This window comes from Aminobacter sp. HY435, from assembly GCF_027568395.1.
Taxonomy (GTDB): Bacteria; Pseudomonadota; Alphaproteobacteria; order Rhizobiales; family Rhizobiaceae; genus Aminobacter.
On the sequence record NZ_JANKZL010000011.1, the window covers coordinates 169,714 to 188,572 of the forward strand.

Here is an 18,859-nt window from a genome sequence, read left to right on the forward strand (position 1 = left end):
TTGTTACTTACCTATATGAGACCAGATACGTCCGAGAAGGCGACGGCCTTGCGCAGCACGGCAAGGAAGCGCTCGCCGGCGATGCCAGCAGCGCCGCTGTTGTCGATGGCGACATGGCCGGGGCCTGAGAGATCATGCGGTGCGGTGCGCGCCAACCGCGCCAGCACTTCGCCGCGCGATTCACGGCCACGTGCGGCAAGCCGCTCGGCGAGGATTTCGGGTGCTGCGGTGATTTCGACCACGGCGACATTGGCATAGCGCCGGCGCAGCGCCGGGATAACCCCGCGCGAGGTGTTGGCGACGACGACATGGCCAACCGAGATGGCGTCGTCGACCGACGCAGGAATGCCGTAACGCAGGCCATGCGCTTCCCACGACAGGGCGAAGGCACCGGCGGCTTCGGCCTCGACAAAGGCGGCATCGGCGAGCGTATCGTGATCCTCAGTGGCGCCATCGCTGTGGCGCGTGATCACCCGGCGGGCGAACTCGACGTGATCTTCTTCGCTCAGGCGCTCGCGGACATAGGCGATCAGCGTGTCCTTGCCGGCACCGCTGGGGCCGACGACGGCGACGAAGACGCCGTTGCGGACGGGCGAGCCGATCCGGGTCAGCTCACGCTCGATCAATGCAGAAACCATCATGCGACGCCACATCCTCCATGCCGGCTTCAAGCCGGCTGCAACCGCCAACCTTGCAGCAGGGCTGGTGCATTGAACATCTCAACCGCCGCACTGTCACGTCCCTAGGGTTGGACCACGGACGAACGCCACCGCTGCGATGCCATTAGGCGATTTACATGACGGAATGACGAAACGGAGCGGCATTGCCGCTCCGTCGATTGCGGTCAACTGGCGATATCGCGGACCTGGTAGTCCTTGATCGCGGCAAAACGGATCATCTTCCAGCGCTCGGCCTCGTAGTTGAGCGAGAACTCATGCTGGGCGAGGAAAACCGGATCGTTGTCGAGATCGCGGGCGATGTCGCCGCGATGGCTCTCGATGAAGCGGTGCAGGTCGGCCTTGTCGTCGGCATCGATCCAGCGGCAGATCGAAAACCGCGCCATCTCGAAGTCAACCGGCAACGTGTATTCCACCGACAGGCGCTCCTTGAGCACGTCGATCTGCAGCGCGCCGACGACGCCGACGATGGCCGGCGAGCCGTCCTCGGGCTGGAAGAGCTGGACCACGCCCTCTTCGGCCATCTGGTGCAGCGCTTCCTTGAGCTTCTTGGCCTTCATCGCGTCGCCGAGGCGGACACGGCGCAGGATTTCCGGCGCGAAGTTGGGCACGCCGCGGAACAGGATGTCCTCGCCCTCGGTCAGCGTGTCGCCGATGCGCAGCGTGCCGTGGTTGGGGATGCCGACCACGTCGCCGGCATAGGCCTCGTCGGCGGTGATGCGCGAGCGGGCGAAGAAGAACTGCGGCGCCGACAGGCTCATCTGCTTGCCGGTGCGCACCAGCTTGGCCTTCATGCCGCGCTTGAGCTCGCCCGAGCAGACGCGCACGAAGGCGATGCGGTCGCGGTGGTTGGGATCCATGTTGGCCTGGATCTTGAAGACGAACGACGTCATCTTCTCTTCCGTCGCCTCGACCTTGCGCGTGTCGGCTTCCTGGGCGCGGGGTGCCGGGCCAAAATCGCCAAGCGCCTCGATCAGGTCGCGGACGCCGAAATTGCGCAGCGCCGAGCCGAAATAGACCGGCGTCAAATGACCTTCGCGGAATGCCTGGAGATCAAACGGCCGGCAGGCCTCGCGCGCAAGCTCGAGTTCCTCGATGAAGGCCGGACGCTCGTTGTCGGGCAGCAGGCCGGCGGCGCGATTGGAATCGGGGCCGTGCACCGGCGTGCGTTCAGCCTCCGCATCACCGCGGCGCACCGCGTTCTGGGCGAGATGGTAGGTGCCGGCAAAGGTCTTGCCCTGGCCGATCGGCCAGGTGATCGGCGCGGTGTCGAGCGCCAGCTTCTCCTCGATCTCGTCGAGGATCTCGAAGGTATTGCGGGCCTCGCGGTCCATCTTGTTGACGAAGGTGATGATCGGGATGTCGCGCAGGCGGCAGACCTCGAACAGCTTGAGCGTGCGCGGCTCGATACCCTTGGCGGCGTCGATGACCATGACCGCGCTATCGACCGCGGAAAGCGTGCGATAGGTGTCGTCGGCAAAGTCCTCGTGGCCCGGCGTGTCGAGCAGGTTGAAGACGTTGTCGCCATACTCGAATGTCATCACCGAGGTGACGACCGAGATGCCGCGCTCGCGCTCGATCTTCATCCAGTCCGAACGGGTCTGGATCTTGTCCTTCTTGGCCTTGACCTCGCCGGCGAGCTGGATCGCGCCGCCGAACAAAAGCAGCTTTTCGGTCAGCGTGGTCTTGCCCGCGTCAGGGTGCGCGATGATCGCGAAGGTGCGGCGGCGCGCCACCGCCTTTTCGATGTCTTCAGCCATCGGGGGATTCCTTGTGATGGCGGGCTTCTAACAGCCGATGCCGCGCCTGTCGAGGAATTGGAACGAGACGGGGCGTTGATGCCCTCCCTCCCCCTTGTGGGGAGGGATAGAGGGTGGGGGTGCCTCGTAGAGCAGAGCTGTTTGCGACCCTACCCCCACCCCTTACCCCTCCCCACAAGGGGGAGGGGGTCGTGAACGTTTCCGCCTGCCTTCACCCCTTCAGCTCGAACCCGCCTTCGGCCACCGTCTCCCCATTGACGATCAGCTCGATCAGGTGATGGCCGGGATAGTGCTTGCGTGTGGTGAAGTCGCGCACCGCCTGGCTGATCGAAAGCTCCTTGCGGCCGCGTGGCGGCAAGCCGATCTCCTTGAGCTTGAACACCTTCTTGGATGTGCCGCCGCTCTTCTTGACGTAGTGGACGGCATAGTCGACCACCAGCTGCTGCACTGTCTCGGCGGTCGAGGCGATGTTGGCCTTGAGCGTGATGCGGCCACCGAGCGGGATGGCGGCCGGCTGGACCGCGAAGGTCTCGACACGCACCATCGGCTTGCCCGTCGTGCCTATCGCACCCAAAGCGCGCGGATCGCCCTTCTTGATCATCGTGCGCAGCGCGTGCCTGACGATCCAGGCGGTGTTTTTGTCTTCCATGTCCCAGGCAGAGACGCGGTCGATCACCCGGTCGGGATGGTCCTTGGAGATGTCATTGAGGTGGTTGGCCACAGACTTGCGCACATAAAGGCTGGGGTCGCTCCTGAGCGACTCGAGGATGGGTGCTGTCGGCGACGGATCCTTGACCAGTTGCTTGAGCTGGAACGACCACGGCAGCCGCGGGCGCGAACCCTCGCTGGCGAGGCGGCGCACATGCTCGTTGTCGTCGAGCGCCCAGCCACGCATCACCTGAAGCGTCCTGTCGAAATCCCTGGCCAGGAAATGACGGACGGCGAACTCGGCCGAGCCGAAGCGGGTGAAGTGGCCCAGCGCCTGCATCGACAGGTCGAAATTGCCCTTGCCGTAGAGCGCGACATATTCGGAAAGCACGATCGAGGCGAAGCCATGCTGGATGCGCGGCGCCAGTTCGTGCAGCACGCCCAAAGCACGCTCGAAACTGCCAGGCAAGGCGCCATGCAGGCTCGTCGCCGTCTGCCGCAGGCGTTGCATGATGCCGAGGTCGTCGAGATTGGCGGTCGCCGCCACCATGAATTTCTCCGCGTCGAAGGCAGCCGAGATGGAAGCCGTCTCGGTGGCGATGTGGCGAAGGCGGTCCCGGTCGAAGATTTCCTTGAGTGCCGGGGCGGCTAGCGTTGGGTCTTCCGTCATCGATTTTCGTCCTGCATGGCGCCCCCCGCACTGGCCCTTGGGCATCCATTCGGACGAAGGGCTTGCAGCGCAGATGTGAATCGAACCTCGCAACTACAATCCCTCTCCTGCCAAGGGGCTGTCAGGAGACTGGCGACCGAGACGCTTTCGAGCGTCGCAGGTCGCCGTTGACTAATCATTAGCTCACACTTATTATTATTTATGACTTATGATTATTCCCAGATCACGGCTCTCGCCGACCCGACGCGCCGCACGATCTTCCAACAGGTTGCCGCCAGGCCCTGTTCGGTGGCGGAACTGACCCGCGGACTTCCCGTGTCGCAGTCTGCGGTGTCGCAGCACCTCAAGGTGCTGAAGGAGGCGCAGCTGGTGCGCCTGGAACCGCGGGGCGCGCGCAACATCTACCACCTCGACCCGGCCGGGCTCGGCCGCATGCGAGCCTGGCTCGACCAGTTCTGGGGCGACGCGCTCGACGAATTCAAATCGCAGGCCGACAGGCTGGATGCAGATAAGGAGAACGAGACATGACAGTCACGATTTCGCCGTCGCCGGTGCGCCGCTCGGTCACCGTCAAGGCAAACCCCATTCGGGCTTTCGACATCTTCACATCAGGCTTTTCGAGTTGGTGGCCCAAAACCAATAGCATCGGCACAGCTCCGCTCAAGACCGCAACCATCGAGCCACGGGCCGGCGGACGCTGGTACGAGACCGGCGAAGATGGCAGCGAATGCCCATGGGGCGATGTCATCGCCTGGGAGCCGCCGCGGCGCATCGTGCTCGCCTGGAGCATCGGCGCGAACTGGAAATTCGACCCCGACCTTCACACCGAAGTCGAGGTCAGGTTCGTTCCGGTCGCCGGCGGCGGAACCCGCGTCGATCTCGAACACCGACTGCTTGAGAACATGGGGCCGAAGGCCGAAGAAACGGCCGTCATGCTCGATTCCGAGGGCGGATGGGGCGGAATCCTCCAAGGCTTCGGTGCGGCGGTGGACTCTGCGGCCTGAAACTGGACGACTTCCACCCGGAATGCGGCTCGGCATCGCGCCGGGCCGCATGTTGTCGTTGACGGCTACAACTGGCGGGCGGAAAATATCGGCAACAGCGTCGATCAATGCGACGCTGCTGTTTTAGCGATCCAGGAGGTCGCCATGACCATCCATCAGGAAGTTCATTTCAAAGGCACGCCGAAGGACATCTACGACCTGCTGCTCAATTCCTCCCGTTTCCAGGCGATGACAGGCGGACGCGCGGCCCACATCTCGCCCCATGAGGGCGGCGAGGTTTCGATGTTTGGCGGCGACATCGAAGCCCGGAACGTCGAGCTGGTGCCCAACCGCCGCATCGTCCAGACTTGGCGTTCGCGCGCCTGGCCGGAAGGCATCTTTTCCATCGTTCGCTTCGAACTGCAGGCCGACGGCACCGGCACCAGGCTTGTCTTCGACCAGAACGGCTACCCCAGGTCGACGCACCATACGCTCGAAGACGGCTGGCAGAAAATGTACTGGGAGCCGATGAACCGAGCGCTGACCCATCATTGATGGCCAGCGCGGCTATTCGGCGGCAAGCATCTCGATACTTGGCGGCTGGAACGGGAGGACTGTCATTTCGTCCCGCGTCAGGGTGACGAAGCTTGATGGCGGCACCGCATGCCAGCTCTGGCCTTCGCGATCGAAAGGTTCCGAAACGATGCAGCGACCGGTGGCGCCATCTCGGGTGTAGAGCGTCGGGGCCTGCCCGTCGGTGGCGTAGCGTACCGCAAACAGCCGCTCGCCGTCGCTGAATGCGGCGGTCAGCTTCAGCGCGGAATCGACGCCGGCCTGTTCCGACGCCTCGAGGACGCGGGCCGTGGCCCGCGCCACCGCACGTTGCGGATCGGCACCGAGCCCTTCCTCCAGCATCAGCAGGAAAAACAGCTCGGAATCGGTGGTGCCCTCGCGCTGGTCGTAGAGAGCGTCGCCGATGCTCGCCTCAAGCCGGCGGCGGATGCGCTCGAAGCCGGAGATCTGGCCGTTGTGCATGAAGCTCCAGCGGCCCGAAACGAATGGATGGCAATTGGCCCTGCTGGTGGCGCCGCCGGTCGAGGCGCGCACATGGGCCAAAAACAGGCTCGACTTGATCTGCCGGCACAGGCTCTTGAGATTGGGATCCGACCACGCCGGCAGGATATCGCGATAGAGCCCAGGCTCCGGCCGGTCGCCATACCAGGCAAGACCGAAGCCGTCGCCATTGGTCGGCGATTTCGCCTCTTCGGCGCGGTGGCTCTGGGCGATCAGCGAATGGCAGGGCGCGGTCACGATGTCTTCGAGAAAGACCTCATCCCCAAAATAGGCAGCCCATCTGCACATGGCTCGTTGACCCCAAATCTGCGCGCCGAGCGGGCGTAGACAAACCCCAGCCTCGGACAACATGGATAACAAACGGTAAACTCTTGTCCATGGTGACGGCGAGCGCCACGCCGATTATGTGCGCCGGTCGGCCCATTAGGTTCACGAGCCATGCGAAAAACGCACACTGGCATTGCCGTCTGGCTCAGCTGAAGATATCGGGATTGACGTTCTCCGGAAGCCGTCCCATAGGATCGCCGCCATGAAATCCGACAGCGAAACCACTTCCGCCCCCGTCATCGGGATCGTCCGCTTGCCGCATGCCGGCGACCTGGCCCTGCCGTCCTACGAGACATCGGGTTCGGCCGGGATGGACCTGCGCGCCGCGGTCCCCGAGGATCGGCCGATGCTGATCCTGCCGGGCAGGCGCGCGCTGGTGCCGACCGGCCTCGTCTTCGAGATCCCCGAAGGCTTCGAAGGCCAGATCCGACCGCGCTCCGGCCTCGCCTTCAAGCACGGCATCACCTGCCTCAACACGCCCGGCACCATCGACAACGACTATCGCGGCGAGGTCAAGGTGCTGCTGATCAACCACGGCGACGAGGACTTCTACGTCGAACGCGGCATGCGCATCGCCCAGATGGTGATCGCTACGGTGACCCGCGCCGCGGTCGAGGAGCGCACGCTGGCCGGCGAGACGTCGCGCGGCGCAGGCGGCTTCGGCTCGACGGGCACAGCGTGAGCAATCCCAAGCTCGTCATCTTCGACTGTGACGGCGTGCTCGTCGACACCGAGCCGCTGGCCAACCGGCGGCTGTCGTCCTGGCTGAGCGAAGCCGGCTATCCCGTCAGCTACGAAGAGTGCCGCCGCCAGTTCGTCGGCCGCAGCCTGGTGTCGGTGCAGAAGGAAGTCGAAGCGACCGGCGTCAGCCTCGGCCCCGACTTCGTCGAGCGCTGGTATCGCGAGTTGCCGGACCTGTTCGAGACCGGCGTGCAGGCGATCCCGCATATCGAGACCTTCGTCGCTGCTGTGCAAACCGCCGGCATCGCCTATTGCGTCGCCTCGTCGGCGCGCGTCAACAAGATGCACATGACGCTCGGCCAGACCGGACTTCTCCAGCATTTCCGCGACGTCCTGTTCTCGGCCACCATGGTCGAGCGCGGCAAGCCGTTCCCCGATCTGTTCCTGCATGCCGCCGGCACGATGGGCTTTGAGCCCTCCGACTGCATCGTCATCGAAGACAGCGTTGCGGGTGCCCAGGCAGGCGCTGCGGCGGGCATGCGCGTGTTCGGCTACCACGCCGACCCGCACTCCGACCGCGACGGGCTGATTGCCGCAGGTGCGGTGCTGTTCGACGACATGCGCAAGCTGGCAGGACTGATCCCGATCGCCTGAAACAGGGTTTGAGCCCTATCGCGCTCCGGTCTACACTCCATCAGTCGGTTCATATCGAGGGCGATGGCATGGACAAGGGCGCGGTCTTCCGGAAACTTCACGAGGCGCCGGGCGCCTTCATCATCCCCAATCCGTGGGACATCGGCACCGCCAAGCTGCTCGCCTCCTTCGGCTTCGAGGCACTGGCGACGACAAGTGCCGGCTACGCGTTTTCGCGCGGCCTTCGCGACGGCGACGTCGGCTTCGAGGCGATGATCCACCACTGCCGCGAGATGGCGCATGCCACCGGCCTGCCGGTTTCTGCCGACCTCGAGAAGGGCAAGGGAGACAGCCCCGAAAGTTCAGGCGAGACGATCTTCGCGGCGGAGGCCGCAGGCCTTGCCGGCTGCTCCATCGAGGACCACACCGGCGACGCCGACAAGCCGATCTACGAGTTCTCGCATGCGGTGGAGCGGGTGACCGCGGCCGCCGAGGCGGCGCGGGCGCTGAAGGGCGACTTCGTGCTGACGGCACGGTCGGAGAACTTCCTGTGGGACCGGCCCGACCTCGACGACACGATCCGGCGGCTGCAGGCCTTCGAGAAGGCCGGCGCCGACGTGCTTTATGCGCCCGGGATTACCGACGTCGAGATGATCCGGACGCTGTGCGGCGCGGTTTCGAAGCCGGTCAACGTGCTGGCCGTGCCGGGGTTTTCGGTCGCGGTGCTGGTCGAGGCCGGCGCCAAGCGCATCTCGCTCGGCTCCAAGCTGACGGCTTATGCCTTCGGCATGATGGAGCGGGCGTCGCGCGAGATGCTGGGCCAGGGCACGTTCGAATTCGCCCGCGACGGCATCTCCTATGCCAAGCTGCAGGCGATGTTCGGCCGCGACGGCTGAGCGCTCGTCACGCCCGCGCCATGGCCGGCCGGCGCTCCGCCGCCGACACGCTCTTGTGCAGGTGCACCATCATCGCCGCGGCGAAGAGCGGGGTCAAAAGGTTGAGGATCGGAACCGTGAGGAAGGCCGCGATGACGAGGCCGGCCATGAACACCGTGCCGGCGTTGCGGCGGCGCAAATCCCTGGCGTCCTGCTCGGAGCGGAAGCGCATGGCGGCGAATTCGAAGAACTCGCGGCCGAGCAAATAGCCGTTGACCAGGAAGAAAGCGCCGATGTTGACGACGGGGATGAACATCAACAACAGCGCCAGCAGATTGCCCAGGATGACGATGCCGAAGAATCTTATGGCCAGCACCAGCGAGCGCAAGGCCGGCACCGGCTGGCCCGGGCGCTCCGTGGGATAGTTGGTCTTCTCGACCACGTCGGCGACGTCGTCCAAAAACAGGCCGGCGACGATCGCCGTCACCGGGGCGATCAGCAACGCCAGTCCCAGCGCCAGGCCGATGCCGGCAATGATGGCGGCGATCAGGCCGAGCCAACCGGTCCAGGCGGGCAAGCCGGGCAGCATGGCGTCGATCCACGGCCAGGCGAGCCAGTCGAAGACCTCGCGGATGCCAAACCACAACGCGACGAGCGCCAGCAGCGTCAGCCCCAGCGTCTTCAAAAACACCGTGCGGAACTCTGATGTAAAGAGCTGGCTTGCAGCGGTGCGGGCGGCGTCGAGGATCATCGTGGTGAGGTCGCTCCCTGTTTGCGTCCTGAGATAAGGCGCCGCGGGGCCGGCCTCAAGCGGCTCTTGGCAATTTGCCGGTAGGCAAACGCTGCGCGAGCCGCTAAACGCAATCCGTTTGCCGACCCGTCGGCGCCAGCAACAGCAAACTGCCGCGGAGACCCTGATGAGCCAATATGACGTGCTGTGCATCGGCAACGCCATCGTCGACATCATCGCGCAATGCGACGAGGCCTTTCTCACCGACAACGGCATCATCAAGGGCGCGATGAACCTGATCGACGCCGAGCGCGCCGAACTGCTCTATTCCCGCATGGGCCCGGCGATCGAAGCTTCGGGCGGCTCGGCCGGCAATACGGCCGCCGGCATCGCCAGCTTCGGCGGCCGCTCGGCCTATTTCGGCAAGGTCTCCCGCGACCATCTCGGCGAGATCTTCAGCCACGACATCCACGCCCAGGGCGTCGCCTTCGACACCAAACCACTTGATGGTGTGCCGCCGACGGCGCGCTCGATGATCTTCGTCACGCCCGACGGCGAGCGCTCGATGAACACCTATCTCGGCGCCTGCGTCGAGCTCGGGCCTGACGACGTCGAGGCCGACAAGGCGAGCGGGGCCAAGGTCACCTATTTCGAAGGCTATCTGTGGGACCCGCCGCTGGCCAAGGAAGCGATCCGCATGACCGCCGCGCACGCCCATGCGGCGGGCCGCGAAGTGTCGATGACGCTGTCGGATTCCTTCTGCGTCGACCGCTACCGCGCCGAGTTCCTCGAGCTGATGCGCTCGGGCACCGTCGACATCGTCTTTGCCAACAGCCACGAGATCAAGTCGCTCTACGAGTCGTCGTTTGACGAAGCGCTGTCGCTGATCCGTAGGGATTGCAAGATCGCCGCCATCACCCGCTCCGAGAAGGGCTCGGTCATCGTGCGCGGCGACGAGACGGTGGTGATTAAGGCGACCGAAATCCGCGAGCTCGTCGACACGACAGGTGCGGGCGACCTCTACGCCGCCGGTTTCCTGTTCGGCTACACGCAAGGCCGCTCGCTCAAGGATTGCGGCGACCTCGGCTCCCTCGCCGCCGGCCTGGTCATCCAGCAGATCGGCCCGCGCCCGCGCCAGAATCTGAAGCGCGAGGCCGAGCAGGCGGGGTTGCTGTAGGGCTCTTTTTCCTTCGCCCCGTTTACGGGGAGAAGGTGCCCCGAAGGGGCGGATGAGGGGCGGCGCAAGCGTTGCGCCCTTATCTCCGTTTCCGCTGCCTCTGCCTCTCCCGGCAAGCCGAGCTTCGCTTCCCTCTTCGTCGTCCCGGCTCGCTGCGCTCGGCAAGGATGACGGCGGCGTTTGCGCTGCCCCTCATCCCCCTGCCGGGACCTTCTCCCCGTGAACGGGGAGAAGAAGCCAGCTTTTTCATCGCCACGCCCGCTCTCCGGTCTGGCCATTGCGTGTGAAAACACGGGAAGCGAGGCACGGGGCCGTGCCTACCGCTTTCACTCCCGCATCTTCCGCATTTCTGGCACTCCTGCATTTCAGATGTCCTGTGACGGCGCGGCGTCGGCAATTGGCGTTTCCTCTCCATTCTGGGGTTCCTCGCCCCTCTGGGGAGAGGTGCCGAGCGAAGCGAGGCGGAGAGGGGTATTGAGCGCCACCATCATCTTGAGTTGCCCGCCCTTCGACAAGAGCGCGGCGCGCTTCATCCGCGCCACGCCCCGTTTCCGGTCTGGCCATTGCTCATGAAAAATCCGGGAAGCGGGGCGCGGCTATCCACGCGGATTGCTGACAGATGGTGACAACCGAGAAACTCTCCAGTCACAATGAGACCCTGTGGAACTTTCACTACGAACTGTATTTTGGCTTAACCGACATACCATCGTCCCATTTAGACTTGCGAGGCATGGCGTTCAAAACGTATTCTCTACCGGCGCGTCTAGGGGGGATTTTTGTGACGTTAGGCATACTAATTTGTGGGTCTACGGGGACTCAATGTGTGGCAAATACAACTCTTGATCATTTGAGTCGCTCTATTGATCGATTTTCGGACAAAGCTATCAAGTATTTGAACGACGATTTTTCGGACGACGCTCAGAGCTTTGGCGCATTCTGCGCGAGGGTTGTGCTGGAAAATGCATGCGCTGCCCTAGTGGGACGCCTAGACCCGTTTCGAATGCTCTACCTGGCTGAGTTTCAGGCACAAGGTGGCTTCGAGTACGGACGCCCTGCGAAATCGGGATTCAAATGGACAGGAGACGTACTTGCTGAAGAGAAGGCTGCAAACGGTCTCTGGAATATTGACCATGACATTTCCAAGATAAGCCGCGCTCTTTTTTCGTCTCATGCTGACCACATCTACTGGAAACCGGCCATAGAGACCGCATTAGATTATCTCTCTGGAACCGGACGTTCAGATTCTTTTCCAGATTTGCAAAGAATTGACCCTGAGACTTTTGTCTCGACGACCAAAGGTAAATGTGCGTCTCTATACTCAACACTTTCCAAAGGTGTACACTGGGAATTCTTTGTATCATCTGTAGTTATGGACGAAGGAACCGTGAAAGACGCGATACGCGATTGTTTCATAAATTTGGCCAATATGGGCTTCATTTCGCATTTCGTCCCAACAGCGTACCGTTCGCATAGTCGAGAGATCGTGCTCGACACATATCAGTCATTCAGGGGGTCCTTCCAGTGAACGAACCAAACGAAGACACCGACGCTGGATTGATCCTCGCCGCGGAGGAATGCCCACAAGATAAATTCGAGAAGTACCACTCGTTTTCGTCTTTCGACGATGTCATTATTCGCAAACTAACAGCACATGGACCGGTTCTTCTTCGCGGCGGCCGCGGAAGTGGAAAGAGTGCGCTGTTAATAGAGTCTCATCGACGCATGCAGGCGGCCAAGAGCGTATTCTCCGTGTACATGAGCTTGCGCTACCTGCCACTCCTGCAATCAGACGGCGACGAGTATATAGGTCATTTTTGCCTGTTGCTCTCGAAAGCAATTATTAAGGAGCTGGAGAATCAAAATTATGAGTATGACTTTGAAGAAGTTGAAGATGAGGTAGATTTACAACTTTCACTTAGCCGGCTGGCGCAAGGGCTAGATAAACGAATTGTCATCTTGTTTGACGATGCCGCGCACATTGGTCGAGAAAAGCCCCTTGAGGTGTTTTTTGACCTATTCAGGACTCTTTCCAGTAATACTACTTCGTGTAAAGCATCTATCTATCCAGGTGTAACAAAATTTGGCATTAGATTTGATGTATTTAACGATTCTACTGTGATAGACATCAGCCGGTCGGATGTGTCGACCGACAAAAATTATTTTTTGGAGGTAATCAAGGCGCGCTATCCTCGTTTGGCTGACCGAGAGATTTTCTCAGACAGACTTACGTCCGATCAATTTGCAAATCTCTTGGGTCGATCGGTAGTAGGCAACATGAGAGGATTTATTCTCGCTTGCAACCGATTCGATGATCAATCAAAAATAAGCATCCCAGATGTAAATACCTGCCTTCTGGATATGGCTACAGATTACTACTGGCCACTTATGGAAGAGGTTGCGCCTAAGCTAGGTGTTTACGAGCCGCTTATTGAACCCGCCACGAATATTTTCGAGGCAATTGTAGACCACCTCTGCAGACCACTCAAAAGTGGCGGCAGAGGCATCGCTCAAGATCGTGTCACAATACATAGAAATATTGTCGGCCAGTACGCCAAGATTTTTGAGATATTGGAGTACCTTGGGTTTGTGGCAAAACGAGAGGCCTCTCGCGGGATGAAATCTGGCGGTCGCGGCCCCGTATACGCAATAAATCTATGTAGTCTATTAGAGCAAGTCCCAAACAAGCGCCTGACTATAGAGATGATCGACGAATGGATCGAAGCCAAACCCGATTTGGCGGAGATTCATTCATCCGGATCTACGTTTAGCGCTATCTCTACCCCACAGCTAGCTGACGAGCATGGACTCGGAATTCTAGGGAAAGAGATCGATGTTTTAGCGAAATCCAAGGCATACCCTTATGGCCTGACTGCTGACAAAATTAATAGATTAAAGTCATCCGGGATAAATACTGTTCAGGAATTGGCAGACACGACCGACGATTCACTTCTTAAGATAGACATGGTTGGCGAGGCTACGGTTCGAAGAATGAGAGCGGTAATGCTGCAGGCCATATGGATGTAGAAAAATACCGGATGAATATTGTATCGCCTTAGAGTTATGATTTCGGAAGGCGCTGATGGAACGCGCCGAGGCGAGACCCCAGCAGTTCCGATGCCACGCGCGGGCGCGGAACGGCGGTGGTGCTGCGATCCTTCGCACCCCCCTCTGCCCTGCCGGGCATCTCCCCCACAAGGAGGGAGATTGGCAGCTTTGACGCCTCGCCTAATCGGCTAGCGGCGCAAGGAGGGCGGCAGCGCCATGCCCTTCGCTACGGCTCAGGGCCTTGAGGCGCTCGAAAAGCCCATTTGGGGGCTTTTCGTTCGCTTCGCGAACCGCTTCTCAAGTCCCCGCGTTGTACGCCGCGATCGCCGCCATGTTGACGATGTCGGAGTCCTTGGCGTTGAGCGAGACGATCTGCACCGGCTTGTTGAGGCCGACGAGCAGCGGGCCGATGACGGTGGAGCCGCCGAGTTCCTGCAGCATCTTGGTCGAGATGGCGGCGGAGTGGAAGGCCGGCATGACCAGCACGTTGGCAGCACCCGAGAGGCGGCAGAAGGGGTATTGCTGCTGCATCAGGCGGTGGTTGAGGGCGACGTCGGCGGCCATTTCGCCGTCATATTCGAAATCGACGCGGCGCTTGTCGAGGATCTTGACCGCTTCTTGGACGCGCTCGGAACGCTCGCCGGGCGGATTGCCGAAGGTCGAGTAGGCGAGCATGGCGACGCGGGGCTCGTAGCCCATGCGGCGGGCGAAGTGGGCGGCTTCCTCGGCGATGTCGGCGATCTGCTCGGCATTGGGCATGTCGTGGACGGCGGTGTCGGCGACAATCACGGTGCGGCCGCGCGCCAGAACGATCGACACGCCGATGACGCGGTGGCCGGGTTTTTCGTCGATGACGCGGCGGACGTCTTCGAGCACCGTCGAATAGTTGCGGGTGACGCCTGTCACCACGCCGTCGGCATCGCCAAGGGCGACCATGCAGGCGGCGAAGTGGTTGCGGTCGTTGTTGATCAGGCGCTGGCAGTCGCGCAAAAGGTAGCCCTTGCGCTGCATGCGCTCGTAGAGGAAGTCGGCATAGATGCCGTTGCGGCGCGACAGGCGCGCATTGATGATCTCGAGGCCCGGCTTGTTGAGGTCGATGCCGGCGTGGCGGGCGTTTTCCTTGATGATGTCGTCGCGGCCGAGCAGGATGGCGGTGCCGAGCTTCTGGTTCACATAGGAGACGGCGGCGCGCATGACCTGCTCCTCCTCGCCCTCGGCGAAGACGATGCGCTTGGGCTGGCGCCGCACGCGGTCGTAGATGCGCTGCAAGGTCGAGGCGATCGGGTCGCGGCGGGCGGAGAGCTCGTTGGCGTATTTGTCGAGATCGAGGATCGGCCGGCCGGCGACGCCCGATTCCATGGCGGCCTTGGCGACGGCGATCGGGATCGCCGAGATCAGGCGCGGGTCGAACGGCACCGGGATGATGTAGTTGGGGCCGAATTTCGGCCGGTTGCCCTGGTAGGCGGCGGCGACGTCGTCGGGCACGTCCTGGCGGGCAAGCTCGGCCAGCGCGTTGGCGGCGGCGACCTTCATCGCGTCGTTGATGGTGGTGGCGCGGACGTCGAGCGCGCCGCGGAAGATGTAGGGGAAGCCGAGCACGTTGTTGACCTGGTTCGGATAGTCCGAACGGCCGGTCGCCATGATGGCGTCGGTGCGGATCTCGGCGACCTCCTCGGGCGTGATCTCCGGATCGGGATTGGCCATGGCGAAGATGATCGGGTTCTTGGCCATGGACTGGATCATGGCCGGGGTGAGCGCTCCCTTGGCCGAGAGGCCGAAGACGATGTCGGCGCCGTCCATGGCATCCGCCAGCGTGCGCGCCTCGGTCTTGACCGCGTGCGCCGACTTCCACTGGTTCATGCCTTCGGTGCGGCCCTGGTAGACGACGCCCTTGGTGTCGCACAGGATGACGTTTTCAGCGGTGAAGCCCATCGACTTGATCAGCTCGATGCAGGCGATGCCGGCGGAACCGGCACCGTTGCAGACGAGCTTGGCTGTCTTCATGTCGCGGCCGGTGATGGCAAGCGCGTTGATCAGGCCGGCGGCGGCGATGATGGCGGTGCCGTGCTGGTCGTCATGGAAGACCGGGATGTCCATCAGTTCGCGCAGGCGCTGCTCGATGATGAAGCACTCGGGCGCCTTGATGTCCTCAAGGTTGATGCCACCGAAGGACGGCCCGAGGAAACGCACGCAGTTGATGAACTCGTCGGCGTCCTCGGTGTCGACCTCGAGATCGATGGAATCGACGTCGGCGAAGCGCTTGAACAGCACCGCCTTGCCTTCCATGACGGGCTTGGAGGCAAGCGCGCCGAGATTGCCGAGGCCCAGGATCGCGGTGCCGTTGGAGATGACGGCGACCATGTTGCCCCTGGTGGTGTAGTCGTAGGCGCGGGAAGGATCCTCGGCGATGGCCTTCACCGGGACCGCGACGCCGGGCGAATAGGCAAGCGACAGGTCGCGCTGGGTGGCCATCGGCTTGGTCGGCACGACTTCCAGCTTGCCGGGGCGGCCCATGGCGTGGAACTCGAGCGCCTCCTCGGGGCTGACCGAGGGGCCTGTGTTCTCCGGTTTCCTGTTCGATGCCATGGCTGTAAGCGTCCCTACCCGTGAAATATTCTTTTTGTGGAGCGTTTTGGATTAAGGCTACACATCGGCGCTGTAAACCGCCAAGCAGAGCGGTGGATTTGCTTTTTTCGAAGGGCCTGGCGTGAACGACCTCCCCACCATCACCGCTGACAGCACCTTGCTGACCACGGCCGGCGCGACGCCGATGATGGAGCAGTATATCGAGATCAAGGCGGCGAACCCGGATTCGCTGCTGTTCTACCGCATGGGCGACTTCTACGAGCTGTTCTTCGACGACGCGGAGAAGGCGAGCCGGGCGCTCGGAATCGTGCTGACCAGGCGCGGCAAACACCAGGGCATGGACATCCCGATGTGCGGGGTGCCGATCCATGCCGCCGACGACTACCTGCAGAAGCTGATCGGCCAGGGATTTCGCGTTGCCGTGTGCGAGCAGATCGAGGACCCGGCCGAGGCCAAGAAGCGCGGCTCGAAGTCGGTGGTCAAGCGCGACGTCGTGCGGCTGGTGACGCCGGGCACGATCACCGAGGACAAGCTGCTCGCGCCGCAGGAATCGAGCTTCCTGATGGCGTTGGGGCGGGTCAAGGGTTCGGGCGAAGCTTCCCTCGCGCTGGCCTGGATCGATATCTCGACGGGTGTGTTCCGCGTCGCCGAGACGACGCCGGACAAGCTCGCCGCCGACATCTTCCGCATCGACCCGCGCGAGCTGATCGTCGCGGAACCGGCGTTTCATGACGAGGACCTCAAGCCGACGTTCGACCTGATCGGGCGCATCGTCAATCCGCAGCCGCCGTCCCTGTTCGACTCGAGCTCGGCGCCGGGGCGCATCGCGCGTTTCTACGAGGTGGCGACGCCGGACAGTTTTGGCGCGTTCTCGCGTGCCGAGCTGTCGGCGATCTCCGGTATCATCGCCTATGTCGAAAAGACCCAGAAGGCCGAGCGGCCGCCTTTGTCGCATCCCGAGCGCGAGCAGGAAGGCTCGACGCTGTTCATCGATCCGGCGACGCGCGCCAATCTCGAACTGTTGCGTACGCTGTCGGGCGGCCGCGACGGCTCGCTGTTCCGCGCCATCGACCGCACGGTGACGGGCGGCGGCGCGCGCCTGCTCGCCGACCGGCTGATGTCGCCGCTGACCGATCCCGAGGCCATCGGCGCACGGCTCGACGCGGTGTCGTTCTTCATGGGCGAGACAAGGCTTGCCGACGCGCTCAGGCTCAGCCTCAAGGGCGTCGCCGACATGCCGCGCGCGCTGTCGCGGCTGACGCTCAACCGTGGCGGGCCGCGCGACCTCGGCGCGCTGCGCTCGGGCTTTTCGGCGGCGCAAACGATTGCCGGGCTGTTTGCCGAAATGGCGGTGCCGCGTGAGCTCGGGGCCGCGCTGGAGGCGATATCAGCCCTGCCCACCGCGTTTGCCGAACATCTCGACGCCGCACTGGGCGAGGAACTGCCGCTGCTCAAGCGCGACGGCGGCTTTGTCCGCGCCAACTATCATGCCGAGCTCGACGAGATGCGTGCGCTGCGCGACCAGTCGCGGCGGGTGATCGCCGGCATGGAGCGCGACCTGATCGAGGAAACGGGCATCCGCTCGCTCAAGATCCGCCACAACAACGTGCTCGGCTACTACATCGAGGTGACGGCCAACAACCAGGCGGCGCTGAACGGCAGCGACGAGGCCAAGGCGCGCTTCATCCACCGCCAGACCATGGCGAGCGCGATGCGCTTCACCACGACAGAGCTTGCCGGGCTCGAGACCAGGATTGCCAACGCCGCCGACCGGGCGCTGACCATCGAACTGTCAGCCTTCGACGCGCTCGTCGAGGAGGCGGTCACGCATGCCGACACGATCCGCGCCGGCGCCAACGCGCTGTCGGTGCTCGACGTGTCGGCATCGCTCGCCGTGCTGGCCGCTGGCGAAGCCTGGTGCCGGCCGCAGGTCGACCAGAGCCTGGCCTTCGACGTCAGGGGCGGCCGCCATCCCGTCGTCGAGCAGTCGCTCAGGCGGACAGCTTCGGCGCCCTTCGTTGCCAATGACTGTGACCTGTCGCCCGCCGCAAACGGACGCAACGGCGCCATCTGGTTGCTCACCGGCCCGAACATGGGCGGTAAGTCGACCTTCCTGCGCCAGAACGCGCTGATCGCCATCCTCGCCCAGATGGGTTCTTTTGTCCCTGCCGAGAGTGCGCATGTCGGCGTCGTCGATCGGCTGTTCTCCCGTGTCGGCGCCTCCGACGACCTGGCGCGCGGGCGCTCGACCTTCATGGTCGAGATGGTCGAGACCGCCGCCATCCTGAACCAGGCGAGCGAACGGTCGCTGGTCATCCTCGACGAGATCGGACGCGGCACCGCCACTTTCGACGGCCTGTCGATCGCCTGGGCGGCGGTCGAATATCTGCACGAAAAGAACCGCTGCCGCGCCGTCTTCGCCACCCATTTCCACGAGCTGACGGCCCTTTCGGGCAAGCTCGAACGCCTGCACAACGTGACGATGCGGGTGAAGGAGTGGGAAGGCGAAGTGGTGTTCCTGCACGAGGTCGGCAAGGGTGCCGCCGACCGCTCCTACGGCGTGCAGGTGGCCCGCCTCGCCGGCCTGCCCGATGCTGTCGTGGCGCGCGCCAAGGAGGTGCTGCACCAGCTCGAGGAAGGCGAGACGTCAGGCAAGGCCAACCGGCTGGTCGACGACCTGCCGCTGTTTTCGGTCGCGGTGAAACGCGAGGCGGCGAAACCCGCGGCCTTCGACGCGCTGAGCGAGGCGCTCAAGGGCCTGAGCCCCGACGAAATGACCCCGCGCGAGGCGCTGGATGCGCTGTACCGGCTGAAGGGGCTGGCCGGGAGCTGAGCACAACGGCCAGTCCTGCCCGGTTGTTCTTGCTCAGGAAGCGCAACTCAAAGTTACTCATTCGAGCCGAATGACACGCAAATCAAGTAATTCAGCTCGCATCCTTGCGCCAGCCTTGTGCCAGCGCGGGCGGCTCGACTGGACTGTGCTTTGCGACGAC

General features: G+C 63.0%; 17 protein-coding genes. 10 read left to right on the top strand and 7 right to left on the bottom strand.

Going from position 1 to position 18,859, the window contains the following annotated elements:
* Window positions 1-11: 11 nt before the first annotated feature.
* The 3 genes from phnN to PCJ21_RS17515 all read right to left on the bottom strand — a co-directional run bounded on the left by phnN (window position 12) and on the right by PCJ21_RS17515 (window position 3,755).
* A complete protein-coding gene (gene phnN, locus PCJ21_RS17505) occupies window positions 12-641 on the bottom strand; it encodes a phosphonate metabolism protein/1,5-bisphosphokinase (PRPP-forming) PhnN (protein ID WP_269932704.1) in 630 nt (209 codons plus the stop codon).
* Window positions 642-844: 203 nt separating this feature from the next.
* Entirely contained in the window at window positions 845-2,437 is a 1,593-nt protein-coding gene (locus PCJ21_RS17510) for a peptide chain release factor 3 (protein ID WP_269932705.1), read from the bottom strand.
* 211 nt (window positions 2,438-2,648) lie between these two features.
* On the bottom strand, window positions 2,649-3,755 hold the full coding sequence (locus PCJ21_RS17515; RefSeq protein ID WP_269932706.1) for a DNA alkylation repair protein: 1,107 nt from the start codon (window positions 3,753-3,755) through the stop codon (window positions 2,649-2,651).
* A 201-nt stretch (window positions 3,756-3,956) separates the two neighbouring features.
* Between PCJ21_RS17515 and PCJ21_RS17520 the strand changes: the two genes are divergently transcribed.
* The 3 genes from PCJ21_RS17520 to PCJ21_RS17530 all read left to right on the top strand — a co-directional run bounded on the left by PCJ21_RS17520 (window position 3,957) and on the right by PCJ21_RS17530 (window position 5,293).
* Complete coding sequence (locus PCJ21_RS17520) at window positions 3,957-4,283, top strand: ArsR/SmtB family transcription factor (protein ID WP_269932707.1); 327 nt, start codon at window positions 3,957-3,959, stop codon at window positions 4,281-4,283.
* Window positions 4,280-4,759, top strand: a complete 480-nt coding sequence (locus PCJ21_RS17525) for an SRPBCC family protein (RefSeq protein WP_269932708.1) — start codon at window positions 4,280-4,282, stop codon at window positions 4,757-4,759. Before PCJ21_RS17520 ends, PCJ21_RS17525 begins: the two co-directional genes overlap by 4 nt.
* A 144-nt stretch (window positions 4,760-4,903) precedes the next feature.
* Window positions 4,904-5,293 (top strand): SRPBCC domain-containing protein, encoded by a 390-nt coding sequence (locus PCJ21_RS17530; protein ID WP_269932709.1) that lies wholly within the window; start codon window positions 4,904-4,906, stop codon window positions 5,291-5,293.
* 12 nt (window positions 5,294-5,305) lie between these two features.
* On the opposite strand, the gene PCJ21_RS17535 is transcribed toward PCJ21_RS17530, so the two are convergent.
* Entirely contained in the window at window positions 5,306-6,100 is a 795-nt protein-coding gene (locus PCJ21_RS17535) for a class II glutamine amidotransferase (RefSeq protein ID WP_269932710.1), read from the bottom strand.
* Between the two features lie 241 nt (window positions 6,101-6,341).
* Between PCJ21_RS17535 and dut the strand changes: the two genes are divergently transcribed.
* From dut to PCJ21_RS17550, 3 genes are all read left to right on the top strand, one after another.
* Complete coding sequence (dut, locus tag PCJ21_RS17540) at window positions 6,342-6,821, top strand: dUTP diphosphatase (RefSeq protein WP_269932711.1); 480 nt, start codon at window positions 6,342-6,344, stop codon at window positions 6,819-6,821.
* Window positions 6,818-7,474, top strand: a complete 657-nt coding sequence (locus PCJ21_RS17545; protein ID WP_269932712.1) for an HAD family hydrolase — start codon at window positions 6,818-6,820, stop codon at window positions 7,472-7,474. Before dut ends, PCJ21_RS17545 begins: the two co-directional genes overlap by 4 nt.
* Before the next feature lie 68 nt (window positions 7,475-7,542).
* Window positions 7,543-8,349: an isocitrate lyase/PEP mutase family protein gene (locus tag PCJ21_RS17550; protein ID WP_269932713.1), complete on the top strand. Its 807-nt coding sequence runs from the start codon at window positions 7,543-7,545 to the stop codon at window positions 8,347-8,349.
* Between the two features lie 7 nt (window positions 8,350-8,356).
* On the opposite strand, the gene PCJ21_RS17555 is transcribed toward PCJ21_RS17550, so the two are convergent.
* Window positions 8,357-9,079: a sulfate transporter family protein gene (locus tag PCJ21_RS17555; RefSeq protein WP_269932714.1), complete on the bottom strand. Its 723-nt coding sequence runs from the start codon at window positions 9,077-9,079 to the stop codon at window positions 8,357-8,359.
* A 166-nt stretch (window positions 9,080-9,245) separates the two neighbouring features.
* Here PCJ21_RS17555 and PCJ21_RS17560 point away from each other — a divergent pair, with 166 nt between their 5' ends.
* On the top strand, window positions 9,246-10,235 hold the full coding sequence (locus PCJ21_RS17560; protein WP_269932715.1) for an adenosine kinase: 990 nt from the start codon (window positions 9,246-9,248) through the stop codon (window positions 10,233-10,235).
* A gap of 365 nt (window positions 10,236-10,600) precedes the next feature.
* Here PCJ21_RS17560 and PCJ21_RS17565 read toward each other — a convergent pair whose 3' ends face one another.
* Window positions 10,601-10,777, bottom strand: a complete 177-nt coding sequence (locus PCJ21_RS17565; RefSeq protein ID WP_269932716.1) for a hypothetical protein — start codon at window positions 10,775-10,777, stop codon at window positions 10,601-10,603.
* A 281-nt stretch (window positions 10,778-11,058) separates the two neighbouring features.
* Between PCJ21_RS17565 and PCJ21_RS17570 the strand changes: the two genes are divergently transcribed.
* Both PCJ21_RS17570 and PCJ21_RS17575 read left to right on the top strand, forming a co-directional pair.
* Window positions 11,059-11,760, top strand: a complete 702-nt coding sequence (locus tag PCJ21_RS17570) for a hypothetical protein (RefSeq protein ID WP_269932717.1) — start codon at window positions 11,059-11,061, stop codon at window positions 11,758-11,760.
* Window positions 11,757-13,259 carry a hypothetical protein gene (locus tag PCJ21_RS17575; RefSeq protein ID WP_269932718.1) on the top strand — a complete coding sequence of 501 codons (1,503 nt, stop codon included), beginning with the start codon at window positions 11,757-11,759 and terminating at the stop codon, window positions 13,257-13,259. Before PCJ21_RS17570 ends, PCJ21_RS17575 begins: the two co-directional genes overlap by 4 nt.
* A gap of 318 nt (window positions 13,260-13,577) precedes the next feature.
* On the opposite strand, the gene PCJ21_RS17580 is transcribed toward PCJ21_RS17575, so the two are convergent.
* Entirely contained in the window at window positions 13,578-15,866 is a 2,289-nt protein-coding gene (locus tag PCJ21_RS17580; protein ID WP_269932719.1) for an NADP-dependent malic enzyme, read from the bottom strand.
* A gap of 184 nt (window positions 15,867-16,050) precedes the next feature.
* Between PCJ21_RS17580 and mutS the strand changes: the two genes are divergently transcribed.
* Entirely contained in the window at window positions 16,051-18,699 is a 2,649-nt protein-coding gene (gene mutS / locus PCJ21_RS17585; RefSeq protein ID WP_269932785.1) for a DNA mismatch repair protein MutS, read from the top strand.
* The last annotated feature ends 160 nt before the right edge of the window (window positions 18,700-18,859 follow it).

What these genes read in the sequence shown, in the direction of transcription:
- phnN (WP_269932704.1), bottom strand. Translation starts at nt 641, where the DNA reads ATGATGGTTTCTGCATTGATCGAGCGTGAGCTGACCCGGATCGGCTCG.
- PCJ21_RS17510 (WP_269932705.1), bottom strand. Translation starts at nt 2,437, where the DNA reads ATGGCTGAAGACATCGAAAAGGCGGTGGCGCGCCGCCGCACCTTCGCG.
- PCJ21_RS17515 (WP_269932706.1), bottom strand. Translation starts at nt 3,755, where the DNA reads ATGACGGAAGACCCAACGCTAGCCGCCCCGGCACTCAAGGAAATCTTC.
- PCJ21_RS17520 (WP_269932707.1), top strand. Translation starts at nt 3,957, where the DNA reads ATGACTTATGATTATTCCCAGATCACGGCTCTCGCCGACCCGACGCGC.
- PCJ21_RS17525 (WP_269932708.1), top strand. Translation starts at nt 4,280, where the DNA reads ATGACAGTCACGATTTCGCCGTCGCCGGTGCGCCGCTCGGTCACCGTC.
- PCJ21_RS17530 (WP_269932709.1), top strand. Translation starts at nt 4,904, where the DNA reads ATGACCATCCATCAGGAAGTTCATTTCAAAGGCACGCCGAAGGACATC.
- PCJ21_RS17535 (WP_269932710.1), bottom strand. Translation starts at nt 6,100, where the DNA reads ATGTGCAGATGGGCTGCCTATTTTGGGGATGAGGTCTTTCTCGAAGAC.
- dut (WP_269932711.1), top strand. Translation starts at nt 6,342, where the DNA reads ATGAAATCCGACAGCGAAACCACTTCCGCCCCCGTCATCGGGATCGTC.
- PCJ21_RS17550 (WP_269932713.1), top strand. Translation starts at nt 7,543, where the DNA reads ATGGACAAGGGCGCGGTCTTCCGGAAACTTCACGAGGCGCCGGGCGCC.
- PCJ21_RS17555 (WP_269932714.1), bottom strand. Translation starts at nt 9,079, where the DNA reads ATGATCCTCGACGCCGCCCGCACCGCTGCAAGCCAGCTCTTTACATCA.
- PCJ21_RS17560 (WP_269932715.1), top strand. Translation starts at nt 9,246, where the DNA reads ATGAGCCAATATGACGTGCTGTGCATCGGCAACGCCATCGTCGACATC.
- PCJ21_RS17580 (WP_269932719.1), bottom strand. Translation starts at nt 15,866, where the DNA reads ATGGCATCGAACAGGAAACCGGAGAACACAGGCCCCTCGGTCAGCCCC.
- mutS (WP_269932785.1), top strand. Translation starts at nt 16,051, where the DNA reads ATGATGGAGCAGTATATCGAGATCAAGGCGGCGAACCCGGATTCGCTG.